Here is a 14,668-nt window from a genome sequence, read left to right as displayed (position 1 = left end):
ATGAGCCTGACCCGTCGCGATACATTGATGGGCGCCGGTGCGCTCGCAGCCTATACCGCCGGCCTGCCCGGCCTGGCCGAGGCCCAAGCCAACCAGGCGATCATCGGCACCTGGGGCGGCGATTATGGCGAGCTGCTGCGCCAGATGATCGACACCCCGCTGATGAAGCCGCAAGGCGTCGAGATCCTGCAGGACCTCGCCAATGCCGACCCGCGCAAGACCAAGCTGATCGCCGAACGGCAAAGCCGGCGCGGCGCCATGGACGTCGCCTGCCTGTCCGACAGCGACATGTACCTGATCGCCCAGCAGGGCGTGTTCGACGAGGTGCCGCTCGACAAGGTGAAGGGGGCGAGCGCGATCATCCCGGCGCTGCGCAAGAGCTACGCCATCCCGCACATCTATTCCTACCGGGTGATCCTCTACAATCCGAACAAGGTGCCGGTGCCGCCGAAGTCCTACGCCGACCTGTTCGATCCGAAATGGCGCGGCCGGGTCGGGCTTTCGGACATTCTCTACCTCGCCAATACCGAATCCGCGGCGCTGGCCGGCGGCGGCAGCGTGTCGAACTACGAGCCGGCCCAGAAGAAGCTGATGGAATGGCGCTCGCTCGACGTGAAGCTCTATCCGTCCAACGAGGCGCTGGCCGCGGCGCTGAAGGCCGAGGAGGTCTGGCTCACCGTCATGTGGATGGCGCGCGGCTTCATGTGGCAGAAGGCCGGCATTCCCTTGAAGCACGTGGTGCCGGCGGAAGGCGCGACCACCATCGTGTTCGAGGCGGGCGTGCCGAAAAACGCCCGCAACAAGGACAATGCCTGGCGCTACCTCGATGCCATGCTGGATCCCAAGGCGCAGGCCGGTTTCGCCGACCGCATGGGCTATGTGCCGACGGTCACCACCGCCACGCTGCCGCCGGAACTTGCCCAGCAGCTGGCGCTGTCGGACGCCGAACGCGCCCGGCTGCTGACGCCCGACTTCGCCTATGTCACGCGTAGCCAGAGCCAGATCCTGGATTTCTGGAACAAGCAGTTCAAAGGCTGAAAGCGAATGACGAATAGCGAATAGCGAATGGGGCTGCCCCGCATTCGAGGCTCGCGTGAGATGCCCGCAGAGCCAACCACCAGGGACGACCGACCGATGTGCCGAACAGCCTCCATTCGCCATCAGCCATTCGCCATTCGCCGGTGACATGATGGCCCTTCTCATCCTGCCCGCGGGTCTTCTGGTCCTGGCGCTGCTGGCGGCGCCGATGGCCATTCTGTTCCGCATCTCGCTCAACCGCTTCAGCCCGACCGAGCTGATGGTGGAGGCGCTGACGCTGGACAATTACGCCCAGGCGTTTCGCGATCCGTACTACCAGAACGTGCTCAGCTCGACACTTCTGATGGCCTTCGCCTGCACGCTGATCGCCTTGATCATCGGCTTTCCCGCGGCCTATTCGCTCGCCCGCATGCAGAGCCGGTGGAAGAGCGTCGTCACCATCCTGACGCTGTTTCCGCTGTTCGTCGGCAATGTCATCCGCTCGGCCGGCTGGCTCGCCCTGCTCGGCACCGACGGCGCGATCAATGCCACGCTGAAGGGCACCGGCATCATCTCGTCGTCGTTCCAGATGATGTACACGACCGGCGCGGTGGTGGTCGGCATCGTGGCGGTGGTGCTGCCCTACATGATCCTGACGCTCGCGGCGGTCATCGAAGGCATTCCGCGCCAGACCGAAGAGGCGGCGGCCAATCTCGGCGCCCGGCCGGTAACCGTGTTCCGCCGGGTGGTGCTGCCGCTCGCCATGCCCGGCGTCGCCGCCGGCTCGGTGCTCGTCTTCATCCTCTGCATGAATGCCTATGCGACGCCGGTGCTGCTCGGCGGGCCGCAGTTCAAGATGATGGCGCCGGCGGTCTACGACCAGTTCGTCAAGGGCAATAACTGGCCGTTCGGCGCGGCGCTCGCCTTCCTGCTGCTGATCGTGACGCTGACGCTGACCGCGGTCGGCAGCACCGTGCTCGGCCGACGCTACAGACGGTGAAGCGTGGGGAGAGGATACGTGGCCCCAAGGACCTATGAACCACCGCCCTCACCTCCCCCCGGCGGGGGGAGGTCGACCGCCCCTCGGCGGTCGGGAGAGGGGGAACTGCCCTTCTCGGTCAGGACTTCGCCTGCTGCGCATGGTGCCTGCCCGGAGAGCACCAGCTCCCCTCTCCCGGCCTTCGGCCGCCCCCCCCCGCCGGGGGGGTGAAGGGCGGAGCCCTTCATCGTCCGCTGCGTCCTTCTACGGCCCTTAATCCCAACTCGTTGAGGCTCTCCCATGGCTTTTCTCGGCACCGCCGTCCGCGATTACCGCTACGGCCTGATGCGCGACATGATGGATCGCGAAGGTTATGACGCGCTCGCCTTCACCCAGGGCGACTTCTTCCAGTTCGTCACCAATTTCGCCACCGACGTGCAGCCCTGGGAACGGCCGATCGTCTGCGTGGTGCCGCGCAATGGCGAGCCCTTCGCCATTCTCAACGAGCTCTCGACCAATCACTGGCGCTTCACGCTGGAAGCCCAGCACCTGTGGGTCACCGATGCCAGCTTCTATGCCGAGCATCCGCGCATCGGCGCGCGCCTGCCGCTCGCCAGCCAGTGGGCCGAGGTCGTCGCGGCCAAGCTGAAGGAAACGGGCCTTGACCGTACGCGCATCGGCGTCGATGCCGGTGGCGGCGCCTTCGGCAAAGTGGCCAGCCTCCTGCCGCACCTGAAGATCGAGGCGGCGACCGCCGAATGCCGCCGGCTGCGCTGGGTCAAGCATGCCGAAGAGATTCAGCTGATGCGCGAGATCGCCGCGCTGACCGACTGGGTGCAGGACCGCTATCGCGAGAACATCCGCCCAGGCCGCCTGGTGCAGGAGCTGGACATGTCGATGGCGGCGCTGATGGCCGAGGAATCGGCCAGGCGCTTTCCCGGCGAAGCCTTGGAAATCCTGCGCTGCTGGACGCTGTCCGGGCCGCCGAGCTGCGCTCCCCATGGCGACGGCCGCTCGTCCGGCGCGCGCATCGAGGAGGGCCACGGCCTGGTCAATATCGTCATTCCGCGGGTCAACGGCCTGGTGGTCGAAAACGAACGCACCTGGTTCTGCGGCAAGCCGTCCCAGCGCCAGATCAAGCTCTATGAGGCCTCACGCGCGGCCAATGAGGCGGCCTGCGAAGCGGCCGTCACCGGCCAGCCGGTCTGCGCCATCGACGCGGCCGCCCAGGCGGTTCTGGAGCGCGAGGGTGTCGCCGAACTGATCCTGCACCGCACCGGCCACGGCATGGGCACGCTCGGCCATGAATTCCCCGAGGACATGGCCTTCAACACGCGGCCCTTGATCGCCAACGAGGTCTATTCGGCCGAACCCGGCATCTATGAATGGGGCCTCGGCGGCTTCCGCCACGACGACACGGTGGTGGTCGGCAAGACGCCCGAAATTCTCACCAAGGCGCCGAAGGACATCGCGCGCCAGACGATCAATTGAGGGGGTCGTACTGACGACGGGGCACCATCGAGGCAACCGCCCTGAATCAACCCTCTCCCAAAGGGAGAGGGTGGCGCCGTCAGGCGCCGGGTGAGGGGCGTAAGCGTCAAGAATTCGCGCTAACGCGCACACTGCTTGCTGCCTCCTCCGGAGATGGACGGCCCCTCACCCGCCCGCTGACGCGGGCACCCTCTCCCTTTGGGAGAGGGTCCAGGTGAGCTTTTTTTTTCTGAGCCGAAGCGACACAAGAACGAGGAAACGACCATGACCCAACCAATCATCAGCCGCCGGACCCTCGCGCTGGGCGCGACGCTGGCCGGCGTGGGCGCCACGTCTGCTCTGGCCCAGAACCCAGCCCCCGCGCCACCGGCCCGCGCGCCCGCGCTGCCGCACCTGATCGATGTCGCGACGGCCTCGATGGCCGAGGGTCAGCCCAATGCCAGCCTCGCCGCGCTCGACAAGGCGCTGGCGGCGGCGATCGGCCACAAGCTGTTCACCGTGCTGGTGATCAACTGGTCGAAAAACGAAAACCAGCGCTTCTACACCAACCAGCCCGGCCCCTACCCGACCGGCGGCGCCAAGCCGCTGGTCAAGGAAGGCGAGTTCTACCGGGAGGTGATCATGGCCGGACGGCCGCGCATCTGCCGGACCTATGACGACGTCAAGCGGGCCTTCTTCGACCATGAGCTGATCCGCTCGCGTGGCTGCGAGAGCGCGGTGAACTATCCGGTGCGTTGGAACGGCCGAACCATCGGCTCGCTCAACCTTCTGCACCAGGCCGAATGGTATCGCGAGGACGACATGCCGGCGCTCTCCGCCTTCGCCCAGATGACGGTCCCCGCCTTGATGGAGATCGTCAGCCGCGCGTGACGGGATGATGCAGGACTTGAAATGACCGAGCAGAAGCCGCCGAAACGCGTCAGACGCACCCAGGCCGAACGAACCGCCGCCATGCGGCTGAGGCTCGCCGACGCGGTGCTCGAGACGCTTTGCGCCGTTGGTTACGACCGGCTGTCGACCGGCCTGGTGGCGGCGCAGGCACGGGTGTCGCGCGGGGCGCTGTCGCACCATTTCCCGAGCAAGGCCGACATGCTGGTCGGTGGTTTCGACCACCTCCTGAAGCAGTGGGAGGCCGGCCGCCTGGCCTTTGTCGGCAAATATGCCACGCCGATCCCGCTCGCCGATTATCTCCGCCACCTCTGGTACGACGTCTTTTCCAAGCCGACCTATGTGGCGGCGATCGAACTGATGATGGCCGCGCGCAGCGACGCCGTGCTGCAGGACCGGCTGCGCGGCGTACTCGCCGAATGGGTCAAGAAGCGCGACGCGCTCTGGGCTCACGTCATCGGTTATGACGATGTCGGCTCGCTCGGTGCCGAGATCGGCCGGGAGAACTTCCTGCACCTCAATTTGAGTGTGCTGCGCGGCATGGCGATCCATGCCAGCTTCAACCTCGACGACACGGTGAACGACCGGCTGCTGGAGGCATGGATCAGGCTCGCCGCCGCGAGCCTGGAGGTGAAGCACGGCCAGAAGGCAAAGGCATCGGTCGCCCCACGCGGCGCGCGCGAGCAACTGAAGGCGACACCAAAAGCTCCGATCGCTCCTGTCCCGATCGGAAAAGGCGGCACCGTCAGGCGCCGGACGAGAGGCGCAAGGATTCAGAATTGACACGCGCATGACCGACACCCCCGCCCGTATCCTGCTCGTCACCGGCCCGGCCGGCATCGGCAAGTCGACGCTCGCCTGGGAGATCGGCAGCCGGCTCGCCGACATGCGGATCCCGCATGTGGCGATCGAGACCGACGAGCTCGACCGCGTGTTCCCGAAACCGTCGCGCGAAGAGCTCGAAACGCTGTCGCCCGGCACGACCGATGTCAGCGGGGTCAATCTCGCGGCGCTCTGGTCGACCTACCGGGCGCTCGGCCATACACGCCTCATCCTGTCCGGCGTCATGATGCATCTGGAGTTCGATCGCCGCTGGATCACGGCCGCCATACCCGACGCCGAGATCACCGTGCTGAGGCTGACGGCCGGCGACGCGACACTGGTCGAGCGGCTCGACAGGCGCGAGGTCGGATCCGGCAAGGACGAGCAGATCCAGCGAACACTGCGGCAGGCCCGGCGCATGGCTGCGGAGGCCCCCGGCGCTCAGCTGATCGTCGAGACCGACGGCCGGAGCGCTCGGGAGATCGCAACCGAGGTGCTGGATGCCGTGGCCTGGCTCACCGGCGAAGCGTAGCCTCGCGCAGCGGCCGGCATCGGCCTGCCACGGCTCGGCTCAGCTCAGCTCAGCTCAGCTCAGCTCAGCTCAGCGGCAGGGAAACTGTTCGGCCAGGGCCGCCAGCATGACCAGGCCGACGTCGACATCACTGCGGCGCGGCTGCCGGCGCAGGTAGGCCGCCAGGATGTCGGCATGCTGCAGGGGCGTGAAACCGACATCGCGCGGCGCGCAGAACAGCATGCGCTGGTTCGAGGCGCGCAATTGCGCATTGGCCCAGCCGAAGCCTTCGGTCAGCCCGACCAGAAAGCTGACGCTCCTGGCGTCCCGGGCGCGGAAGGAGGTGAGGAACTGGCTGGCGGTCTGGTTCGCCTCTGCCTGGCCAATGGCGCCAGCCAGCGCGAGGCAGACCAGAACGCTTGCGCCAATACGCGATATCGCGGTCGTCATGAATGGCCCCCCGGCCCATGCGCCGGGCGCTCATTGCACGGCGCGCGACCATCTCAACAGCCGGCGCCGAAAGTCAATATTCGACGGGGATCCTCGACGGCTTGTGACCGCCGGCCGTCGGGCGGCCGCGCCCGCCCCGTCCGGTCAGCCCAGTCTGGCCGACACGATCCGCTGGCTTGGTCCCCACACCACTTCGGAATCGGCGGTCTCGCGATCGACCAGATAACGGAACTGCTCGATCGGTCCGGGGCGCCCGAGATAATAACCCTGGGCCTCGTTGCAATCCTCGCGGCACAAGAACCTGAGTTCGTCGGCGGTCTCGACCCCTTCGGCCAGCACCGGCAGGTTCAGGCCCTTGGCCAAGCCGACAATGGCGCGCACGATGGTCGCCGACTGCTCGTTGGAATCGACCGAGCGGACGAAGGACTGGTCGATCTTGATCTTGTCGAACGGAAAAGCCCTGAGGTTCGATAGCGACGAATAGCCCGTGCCGAAATCGTCCATGGCGAGCTTCACGCCGAGCGCCTTGATCTGCTGCAATGTGGCAAGCGCCCGGTCGAAGTCCTTGATCAGGGCCGTTTCGGTGACCTCCAGCTCGAGCCGTTCCGGGGCGAGGCCGGTGGTCGCCAGGATCTCCTGGACGAGCTGCGGCAGGTTGCCGTTATGCAACTGCACCCGCGAGACGTTGACCGCGATGGCCAGCGGCTGGTGCCACGATGCGGCTTCCGCGCAGGCCGTGCGGAGCACCCATTCGCCAAGCTGGAGAATGACGCCGCACTCTTCGGCGACGGGAATGAAGACGCTTGGCGAAATGTCGCCCCGCGTGCCGTGCCGCCACCGAAGCAGGACCTCGAACCCCAGGATCTCCTCCGAATTGAGCCGGGTCTGCGGCTGGAAGACCAGACGAAGCTCGTCGCGCGGAATGGCGTGCCTGAGATCGTGCTCGATCTGGCGCCGTTCGCGCAGATGCGTTCCCATCGCCGCTTCGAAGAAACGAAAGATGCCCCGGCCCTCGGCTTTCGCCTCATAGAGCGCCGCGTCGGCATAACTCAGGAGCGTGCTGCGGTCGGTGGCGTCGTTCGGATAGATCGCGATGCCAATGCTGGTGCCGATCGAGATCCCCGCGGGCAAGCTGCTGTCGGGCGTGCCGAGGGCTTCGAGAATGGTCTCGGCAATGTGCCCGGCTTCCATCGGCGCGCCGAGATTGGGGGCGATAATCGCAAACTCGTCGCCGCCCAGGCGCGCCACCATCTGGTCGGCGCCGAGCACGTCCCTGACCTTCTGGGAAACGAACTGCAGCACGGCGTCGCCGGCCAGATGGCCGAACAGATCGTTGATCTCCTTGAAACGATCGAGGTCGAGAAAGATCACGGCGAAGCAGCGGCCCGATGCACCATGGGCGGCAAGCTCGAGCTCCAGCTTCCGGTTGAAACTGGTCCGGTTCGGCAAGGTCGTCAGCGAGTCGTGATGAGCCAGGAAATGGATCTGCTGCTCGGCCTTCTTGCGGTCCCGCAGGTCGCGCACCGCGATCACGCGATGAGGACGCCCGGCATAGGTGATGACATGCTGGATCAACTCCACCGGGATGGTCTCGCCGCTCAGCGCCAGCAGGTTCGCCTCCAGCGGGTGGTCCGACATGGCGGCCAGGCGCGCGAGGATCGCGGCATCGGGAAAGAAGGCGGCGAGCCTCCGGCCGATGGCGCTGCCGGCGCTGTCGTGGCCAAGCTCGCGGAAGCTCTTGTTGGCGGCGACGATCGTCTCGTCGTCGCAGACGATCAGCCCCTCGACGGCGGCATCCGCCAATTCGCGCATCCGGTTCAACATCGCGATCTCGCGGCGATTGCGCAGATCGAACGAGAGGCCGGCCAGGGCCAAGAGGATGATCGTTGCCGAGGCGAGCGCGACCGCGATCGAAAGCCATTCCGCCGGGAGCGCCAAGGGGGACACGACAACCATCGGATCGGGGATGATCGCGGCGGCCCCCATGGCGGTGAAATGATGGCTGCAGATCGCCACCGTCAGGGTGGCGGCGCCAAGGATCTTGCACTTCTGGGAATTGACGCTGAGACCGATCTGCAGGGCCAGGGCGCCAAGCGCCGCGCCGAGCACGATCGATACCAGCACCAGCACCGGATCCCATTCGATCCGGCCGGCAATCTCAAAGGCGGCCATGCCGGTATAGTGCATCGCGGCGATGCCGCCGCCGACGACAGCGCCGCCGATCAGGCGGCCATGGCCAATGCGCGACACACCGATCGCGAGACCGACACCTGTGAGCACGATGGCAGCCAGCAGCGACAGCACGGTCAAGGCGATATTGTAGCCGCTCGGCAAGCCCGGCTGGAACGCGAGCATGGCGATGAAATGGGTTGCCCAGATGCCGAAGCCGGTGGCGATCGCCGCGATCGGAAGCCAAAGCCGGTGGCGCAGCACCTGACCTTCGCTGGCGCGGACGTGATGAACCAGGCTGACCGCGGTATAGGAGGCAAGCGCGCAGACCACCGCAGCTAGCGCAACCAGCCTCAGGTCATGTTGAGTGACAAAGCAGCCATAGACCTGCAGCATGTTGCACTCCGGGTCTCCAGCCCTGACGGGCGGTCAGCACCTCAACGTTGCAAATACTTCTGAATAAATCTTAAATAGTGCAACTTCAGAAGAACTACTTTCCCTAAGGTAATAAAACGGCGATCCGGCTGCGACAACAGGCAGAATGGCACGACAACAAGGGCACGACGGTCCGTCGCGGCGGGGACGGCGGTCAAGCCGATGGCCGCCTCACGGTTTCACCTCGAGCTCGCCGTCGAGCGTCACCAGATCGAAATCGGTGACATAGGCATCCACCGTCACCTGCCAGCGGCCGGCAAAGGGCAACACCATGTCGCGCAGCTCCCAGTTGCCGTCGGCACGCCGGGTCGCCCGGCGCATGAAGGGCGCGATGCCACGCGCCGATTGGGCAAGGGTCAGCCGGACGTCCCTCGGCGCGAGCAGGCCGAAATCGGCCGACAGGAATTGCAGGTCGAAGCTGTTCGGCCCGACCGCTCCGGGCGACACCACGATGTCGACCATGCCCTTGTCCGTGTGGATATGCAGGTTGACCGGGACACGGGCGGCGGCGACGGCCGCGGTGACACGCGGCGGCGGGGTGAAGCGCCAGCCGGCGACAAGGCCGAGAATGGCCAGGACCAGCACGACTTCCGCACCGATGGAGCGGATGAGGGCCCGGGTGTTCGACGGCGCCCGCGGCAAGGCCGGGGTCAACCGGAAACGGTTGAACGCCGCAAGCGCCAGGAGCAGTGCGACCAGCACGAGCTTGGCCGTGAGCACCTGGCCATAGGCGGTGTCGATCAGCGCCGCCGGCCGGTCGAGCTGGATGACCGCGAGGCCCAAGCCGCTCAACGCCAGGACGGCAACGAGCGGGACGGCCAGGCGGGAAAACCTGGACAGCGCGGCCAGAAGTTCCGGCCCCGGGCGGCGCGCCATGAGCGCGAGCGGCAGCAGCGCGCCAGCCCAATAGGCCGCGCCGATGCCGTGCAGGAACACCGCCGAGCGCGTCAGAACCTGCGGCGGGGCATGGGCGGCATGGCCGGTTGCGGCGAGCGAAAGGCCGACGCCGATCAGGCCCGATACCGCCAGAACCCGGGCAAGCCGGTCCGACCGGCAGATCAAGGCCGCCAGGCCGGCCAGCATCGCGGCGGCGCCAAGCCCGAGCGAGGGTCCAAGCGAGGTGGCCAACGCCGCGCGCCAGGGCGCCGACGTGGCAAGATCGCCGAAGCCGAGCCCGAGGAGGTCGAGGCCCTGGACGCCGAGCGAGGCGATCGCGCTGGCCAGGCCGAGCCCGAGTGCGGCCAGCGCCGCCGGCGCCGGTTGCCGGGCCGACGCCAGAACGGCCATGAAAAAGGCGCCGCCAATGCCGGCGAACAGGCCGAGATAGACGCCGAAGCGGCTGAGCCAGATTGCCCAGCCGAGACTGGCACCGGCATCGGCGAACATGCCGTTATGCGCGCCCACGGATGTCGCGCCCGAGACCCGGCCGATCGAGAACTGCACGGCGCCACTGACCGGATGGCCGTCGGCCGAAATGATCCGGTAGCTCAGCACCTGGGTGCCGTGCGGCAGGGTCGCAGGCAATCCGACCCGGATCGTATCGTCATCGGCCGTCACCGTGATGTCGGGCCGTGACTTGCCCTCGGCATCGATCAACTGAATGACCGCCGGCGCGACCGCCTCGTTGAAGCGCAGCACCACGGTCGGCGGCGTCACGGCCAGCATGGCGCCGTCGGCCGGCTCGGCCTTGACCAGCGAGGCATGGGCGAAAGCCGCGGACGGCACGAAAAGGACCAGCATGAAGGCGAGCAGCACGCCGAGCCAATGCGACGATGCTGTCATGACCTGATCATGCCTGCGGCCTGGCCCGCTCGTCATCGCGACCGGCCCGCGGCTGCGCCGACCGCCAGCACCGCGTCGCGCCGGAAGCCTTCGAACATGGCCAGGAGCGGCGCGGTGATCTCCGGACCCGCCTCGGCCGGGGTACCAGCCTTGAACGGCGGCTCCGGCGCATATTCCGCCAGCAGCTGGACCGATCTCGCATAGGCCTCGTCGCGCATCATGGCGACCAGTTTCAGCCCGAAATCGAGCCCGGCGCTGACGCCTGCACCGGTTATCCGGTTGCGGTCGATGACGACCCGGGCGTCGACCGGTTCAGCGCCGCCGGCAGCGAGCAGGTCGCGCGCGGCCCAGTGGGACGTGGCCCTGTAACCGCTCAGCAGGCCGGCGGCCGCCAGCACCAGCGAACCGGTGCAGACGCTGGTCACATAGGTCGCGCGTGCGCCGCGATCGGCGACGAAAGACAATGTCGTCTCGTCCCTGATGGCGGCGAGCGTGCCGGTCGTGCCGCCGGGCACAAAGATCACCGTCGGATCGGCGGGCGCTTCGTCAAAGGTCATGGTTGGCACAATAGCGAATTTGGTGTCGGTCATGACCGGTTCGCGCGTCTGGCCGACAAGATGAACCTTGGCGCCCAGCGTGCAGGCGAAGGCATATTGCGGCCCGACCAGGTCGAGCGCGGTCATCTCGGGATAAACCAGCATCAGCACCTGGTCGTTGCGTTCAGCCATCTTCTGCCAGGTCATGGTCTGTCGGGTGGTCATGTCGGCTCCGTGCTCCCTTGGGCTGGTCTGGGCGAGCGGGGTGCGAGGTTCGGCGAGAACAGCGGGGCCAGCCAGCAGGGCGGCCGCCGCGAGACCGGTAAAGTCACGGCGATGCATGGATATCTCCGTCAGGCGGAGCCGGCCGCGCTGCGGCGCGGCTGGTCGGGCCTTGGGGCTGGAAAATCCGGCCGGAGCGGCAGGTGCCACGCCAGGCCATCGGAACGGATGAGAATGCTGCGCCGGTCGGCCGGCGATCAGGCGCGGCTTGGCGGCCCGCGCGAGCGCGGCCGGTCGACGGCGCCGATGGTGCCGGCAAGGACCGATGGCGCGGCGATCCGCGTGACCGCCATGTTGGCGGGGGCCGGCAAGCCGGCCGGAACCGGCGGCAAGCCGATCGCCGCGATCAGCAGGCAGGCATCGCAAGGGCCGGTGCCCCGGCCCGGCTGATGGCCCGGCTGTTGACCCGGTTCTTGCCCCAGATCGTTCAGGCACCATGCGGTGAGCGAACCGTCCGGCAGCGCGATGCGCAGGATTTCCGGATGCCCGGCGGCGGCCACGGCCGGCGCGCGGTGCGCCAGGCCGAGCCACAACATCGCCACCGCATAGAGCGCGGCGACGATCGGGCGCAGGTCGGGATGGCGCAGGCGGTTCAGCACGACAGGATGATCAGCATCGAAGCAGGTTCGAGGTCAATGGGGGCAACGGCATGGGTGTGGCGCGGATGAACCGCCCTTTCCCGCTTGCGGGAGGGTTGATGCGCGCAAACCCCCTCCTGCTTGCGGGAGAGGGTGGCGGCGCATAGCGAGTGCGGACGCATCTCGCGTTCGCTCGACGCCATAGCCAGATGCGAACGCGTCTCGCGTTCGCTCGACGCTTTGGGAGGCGCCGGATGAGGATTGATTCCGCATCGCGCGCCTGCCCTCACCGCGTCACCTGGTCCTCCGCATCCCAGGCGTCCGTTCTCAAATCGCTCACCCCGGCGATCAGATTGCGCTTCTCGATCTTGTTCGAGACGGTGCGCGGGAAGCTGTCGACGAGCGCGTAATAGCGCGGCACCTTGAAGGCGGCGAGCCCACGCCGGCAGTGATCGCGCACGCGCTGGAACGGCAGGTCGTCCGGCGCGCAGCCGTGCTTCAGCTGGATATAGATCTTGACCTCCTCGCCGCGTTTCGGATCCGGCACGGCCACCGCGGCGCAGTCCTCGACCTCGGGCAATTCGCGCACCACCGCCTCGACCTCGCGGGCGGAAATGTTTTCGGAGGAGCGGCGGATCATGTCCTTGATCCGGCCGACCAGCCAGAGGAAGCCGTTGGCGTCGGCTTCGAAGACATCGCCGGTGCGGAACCAGCCGCCCTCGCGGAAGGCGTCGGCATTGGCCTCCGGCTTGTTCCAATAGCCCTGCAGGATGGAGCGGCCGCGCACCCAGAGCTCGCCACGCTCGCCGGGCGTTACGGGATTGCCCGCCTCGTCGCGAATGGAGGTCTCACGAAACGGCCCGTCTATGCCGACGGAGGCGGAATCATACATCTCGTCGAGTTCGGGCGGCATCCAGGTGCCAAGCCCGATCTCGGTCATGCCGAAACTCTCGCGAGCCATCACCCCGAAGCGGCGCTTGAAGGCGCGGCACGTCTCGCCGTCCCAGCCAAAGGCCGCGACCTGTTTCAGCGCTGTGTCGCGGTCGTCGGGCGCTTCGGGCTGGCGGGTGGCGAGCAAGGGAAACTGGCACCAATCGACCCTGAACTGCTTGACCCAGCCGACATAACGCGAGGCCGAGAGCTGCGGCGCGACGAACAGCGTGCCGCCGAGGCGGAAGGTCTTCAACAGATGCCATTGCGGATCCATGTAGAAGAACGGCTGGGCGGTCAGCAGCCGGGTCGCCCGCATGTGGTCCCAATGCATGGCGGTGAACGACAGGATCAGCCAATACTCGTGGCTGAGCATGCAGCCCTTCGGGAAGCCCGTCGTGCCCGACGTATATTGCAGATTGACCAGATCGTCCGGCGTCACAGTCGCGTCGAGGCAGGAGGTTTCGGGTGCCGCGGCGACGAGCGCCTCGAACGAGGCCATGCCCGCGGGGGCGACGCCGTCGATCACCACGACGCGGGTGTCGTCGAGGCCCTCCGGACGCTCGTCCATGGCTTGGAACGTGTCGAGAAACTGGCGGTCGATGATCATGGCGCGGGCGCCGGAATCGCGTGTCACATAATCGATCTCGCGCGGCGTGTAGCGGGTGTTCACTGGCACGTGGATCGCGCCGATCTTGGCCAGCGCGAGCCAGGTCAGGGGATAAGCGATGCGGTTCGGCAGCATGACAGCGACCCGGTCGCCCTTGGCGATGCCGAGCGTGCGCAGGGCATGGCCGATGCGGTTGGAGGCGCGCTCGACCTCGGCATAGGTCATCCGCTCCTGCCGGTCGAAGACCTCGATGGCGACGGTATCGCCGAGCTCCAGGCAGCGCCTGGTGACGAAGGCGCCAATGGTGGTCGGCTCGAATTCGGCCTCCAGCGCGCGGGTGCGCGCCCTGGCCACAGCGACCTTGTTCGGATCAATGCTGGTCATTCGGCAGCCTCATGCTTGGTGCCGAAGAAACCGGTTCCGGCGCCATAACCCTGATAGGCGACGCGCTGGAAACGGAACAGCGTCGCGGCATAGTCGACCGCCTGGTCGCGGGTCATGTCGAGCGCCCGTTCGGTTACCTCCATTTCCAGCCGCACCGCCACCGGCGGATGGCCGGCGATGCGTTCGGCCATGGCGCGCGCCTCGGCCATCAGGCCGGTCCGCTCGACCACCCGGTTGATCAGATGGGCAGACAGGGCGCGATCAGCCGGAATGCGCTCGCCGAGCAATAACATTTCCATGGCGACGGCCTGGGGAATCAAAGCCGCGAGCCGGGTCATGCCGCCGGCGCCGGCCATGCCATAGGCGATCTCGGGAAAGCCGAACTCGGCCTCCGGCGTCGCCAGCCGGATATCGGTCAGGAGCAGCAGGTAGATCAGCCCCTGCCCCAGACAATAGCCGTCGACCGCGCCGATGATCGGCTTCAGCCGCTTGAAGCGCATGACGTCCTGTTCCCAGCCCGGCCGGGTCAGGCCGGTGCGCCCCTCATGAATGTGCGGGAAAAAATGGGCCTCCAGCGCCTCGTGCGGGGTCAGGTCCGGCAAGGGCGTCTTGATGTCGTCGCCGGCGCAGAACGAGCGCCCCTCGGCGCCGGTCATGATGCCGACGCGGATCATCGGATCGGCGACGAAATCCTGCAGCGCCTCATGGAGCTCGCGGTGCATCTCCGGGGTGAAGACGTTCACCTTGCCGTTGTCGATGGTGAAGGTCGCGACGGCGCCGTCCTTGGCGTAAATGAGGGGCATG

The 14,668-nt window shown here is 67.1% G+C and carries 13 protein-coding genes; 6 read left to right on the top strand and 7 right to left on the bottom strand.

The annotated features are described in order from the left end of the window. The 6 genes from E8M01_RS25015 to E8M01_RS24990 all read left to right on the top strand — a co-directional run bounded on the left by E8M01_RS25015 (position 1) and on the right by E8M01_RS24990 (position 5,729). The gene (locus E8M01_RS25015; protein ID WP_170182064.1) at positions 1-1,038 is read left to right on the top strand and encodes an extracellular solute-binding protein; all 1,038 of its coding nucleotides are present in this window, start codon (positions 1-3) and stop codon (positions 1,036-1,038) included. 151 nt (positions 1,039-1,189) lie between these two features. Continuing rightward, complete coding sequence (locus E8M01_RS25010) at positions 1,190-2,017, top strand: ABC transporter permease (RefSeq protein ID WP_136962640.1); 828 nt, start codon at positions 1,190-1,192, stop codon at positions 2,015-2,017. Positions 2,018-2,296: 279 nt separating this feature from the next. Beyond that, on the top strand, positions 2,297-3,487 hold the full coding sequence (locus tag E8M01_RS25005) for a M24 family metallopeptidase (RefSeq protein ID WP_136962639.1): 1,191 nt from the start codon (positions 2,297-2,299) through the stop codon (positions 3,485-3,487). A 264-nt stretch (positions 3,488-3,751) separates the two neighbouring features. After that, complete coding sequence (locus tag E8M01_RS25000; RefSeq protein ID WP_215908798.1) at positions 3,752-4,357, top strand: GAF domain-containing protein; 606 nt, start codon at positions 3,752-3,754, stop codon at positions 4,355-4,357. 21 nt (positions 4,358-4,378) lie between these two features. Further along, entirely contained in the window at positions 4,379-5,158 is a 780-nt protein-coding gene (locus E8M01_RS24995) for a TetR/AcrR family transcriptional regulator (protein ID WP_136962638.1), read from the top strand. Between the two features lie 7 nt (positions 5,159-5,165). Continuing rightward, entirely contained in the window at positions 5,166-5,729 is a 564-nt protein-coding gene (locus tag E8M01_RS24990) for an AAA family ATPase (protein WP_136962637.1), read from the top strand. A gap of 69 nt (positions 5,730-5,798) precedes the next feature. On the opposite strand, the gene E8M01_RS24985 is transcribed toward E8M01_RS24990, so the two are convergent. From E8M01_RS24985 to E8M01_RS24955, 7 genes are all read right to left on the bottom strand, one after another. Continuing rightward, positions 5,799-6,158 (bottom strand): Rap1a/Tai family immunity protein, encoded by a 360-nt coding sequence (locus E8M01_RS24985; protein WP_136962636.1) that lies wholly within the window; start codon positions 6,156-6,158, stop codon positions 5,799-5,801. Positions 6,159-6,302: 144 nt separating this feature from the next. Further along, positions 6,303-8,723 (bottom strand): bifunctional diguanylate cyclase/phosphodiesterase, encoded by a 2,421-nt coding sequence (locus E8M01_RS24980; RefSeq protein WP_136962635.1) that lies wholly within the window; start codon positions 8,721-8,723, stop codon positions 6,303-6,305. A gap of 210 nt (positions 8,724-8,933) precedes the next feature. Continuing rightward, entirely contained in the window at positions 8,934-10,544 is a 1,611-nt protein-coding gene (locus tag E8M01_RS24975) for a copper resistance CopC/CopD family protein (protein ID WP_246088427.1), read from the bottom strand. Positions 10,545-10,576: 32 nt separating this feature from the next. Further along, the gene (locus E8M01_RS24970) at positions 10,577-11,422 is read right to left on the bottom strand and encodes a DJ-1/PfpI family protein (protein WP_246088426.1); all 846 of its coding nucleotides are present in this window, start codon (positions 11,420-11,422) and stop codon (positions 10,577-10,579) included. Positions 11,423-11,559: 137 nt separating this feature from the next. Next, entirely contained in the window at positions 11,560-11,961 is a 402-nt protein-coding gene (locus E8M01_RS24965) for a hypothetical protein (RefSeq protein ID WP_136962633.1), read from the bottom strand. A gap of 265 nt (positions 11,962-12,226) precedes the next feature. After that, on the bottom strand, positions 12,227-13,864 hold the full coding sequence (locus E8M01_RS24960; RefSeq protein WP_136962632.1) for a class I adenylate-forming enzyme family protein: 1,638 nt from the start codon (positions 13,862-13,864) through the stop codon (positions 12,227-12,229). Next, positions 13,861-14,667: an enoyl-CoA hydratase/isomerase family protein gene (locus E8M01_RS24955; RefSeq protein ID WP_136962631.1), complete on the bottom strand. Its 807-nt coding sequence runs from the start codon at positions 14,665-14,667 to the stop codon at positions 13,861-13,863. The genes E8M01_RS24960 and E8M01_RS24955 overlap by 4 nt, the downstream gene beginning before the upstream one ends. Position 14,668: the final 1 nt, after the last annotated feature.

Origin of the sequence: Phreatobacter stygius, assembly GCF_005144885.1 — a bacterium.
In the GTDB taxonomy this organism is placed as follows: Bacteria; Pseudomonadota; Alphaproteobacteria; order Rhizobiales; family Phreatobacteraceae; genus Phreatobacter; species Phreatobacter stygius.
Note: the sequence above shows the minus strand (reverse complement) of the source record. Positions and strands in the feature narration are given on the sequence as shown.

What these genes read in the sequence shown, in the direction of transcription:
- E8M01_RS25015 (WP_170182064.1), top strand. Translation starts at nt 1, where the DNA reads ATGAGCCTGACCCGTCGCGATACATTGATGGGCGCCGGTGCGCTCGCA.
- E8M01_RS24960 (WP_136962632.1), bottom strand. Translation starts at nt 13,864, where the DNA reads ATGACCAGCATTGATCCGAACAAGGTCGCTGTGGCCAGGGCGCGCACC.
- E8M01_RS24970 (WP_246088426.1), bottom strand. Translation starts at nt 11,422, where the DNA reads ATGCATCGCCGTGACTTTACCGGTCTCGCGGCGGCCGCCCTGCTGGCT.
- E8M01_RS24980 (WP_136962635.1), bottom strand. Translation starts at nt 8,723, where the DNA reads ATGCTGCAGGTCTATGGCTGCTTTGTCACTCAACATGACCTGAGGCTG.
- E8M01_RS24990 (WP_136962637.1), top strand. Translation starts at nt 5,166, where the DNA reads ATGACCGACACCCCCGCCCGTATCCTGCTCGTCACCGGCCCGGCCGGC.
- E8M01_RS24995 (WP_136962638.1), top strand. Translation starts at nt 4,379, where the DNA reads ATGACCGAGCAGAAGCCGCCGAAACGCGTCAGACGCACCCAGGCCGAA.
- E8M01_RS24975 (WP_246088427.1), bottom strand. Translation starts at nt 10,544, where the DNA reads ATGACAGCATCGTCGCATTGGCTCGGCGTGCTGCTCGCCTTCATGCTG.
- E8M01_RS24955 (WP_136962631.1), bottom strand. Translation starts at nt 14,667, where the DNA reads ATGCCCCTCATTTACGCCAAGGACGGCGCCGTCGCGACCTTCACCATC.
- E8M01_RS25010 (WP_136962640.1), top strand. Translation starts at nt 1,190, where the DNA reads ATGGCCCTTCTCATCCTGCCCGCGGGTCTTCTGGTCCTGGCGCTGCTG.
- E8M01_RS25000 (WP_215908798.1), top strand. Translation starts at nt 3,752, where the DNA reads ATGACCCAACCAATCATCAGCCGCCGGACCCTCGCGCTGGGCGCGACG.
- E8M01_RS25005 (WP_136962639.1), top strand. Translation starts at nt 2,297, where the DNA reads ATGGCTTTTCTCGGCACCGCCGTCCGCGATTACCGCTACGGCCTGATG.
- E8M01_RS24985 (WP_136962636.1), bottom strand. Translation starts at nt 6,158, where the DNA reads ATGACGACCGCGATATCGCGTATTGGCGCAAGCGTTCTGGTCTGCCTC.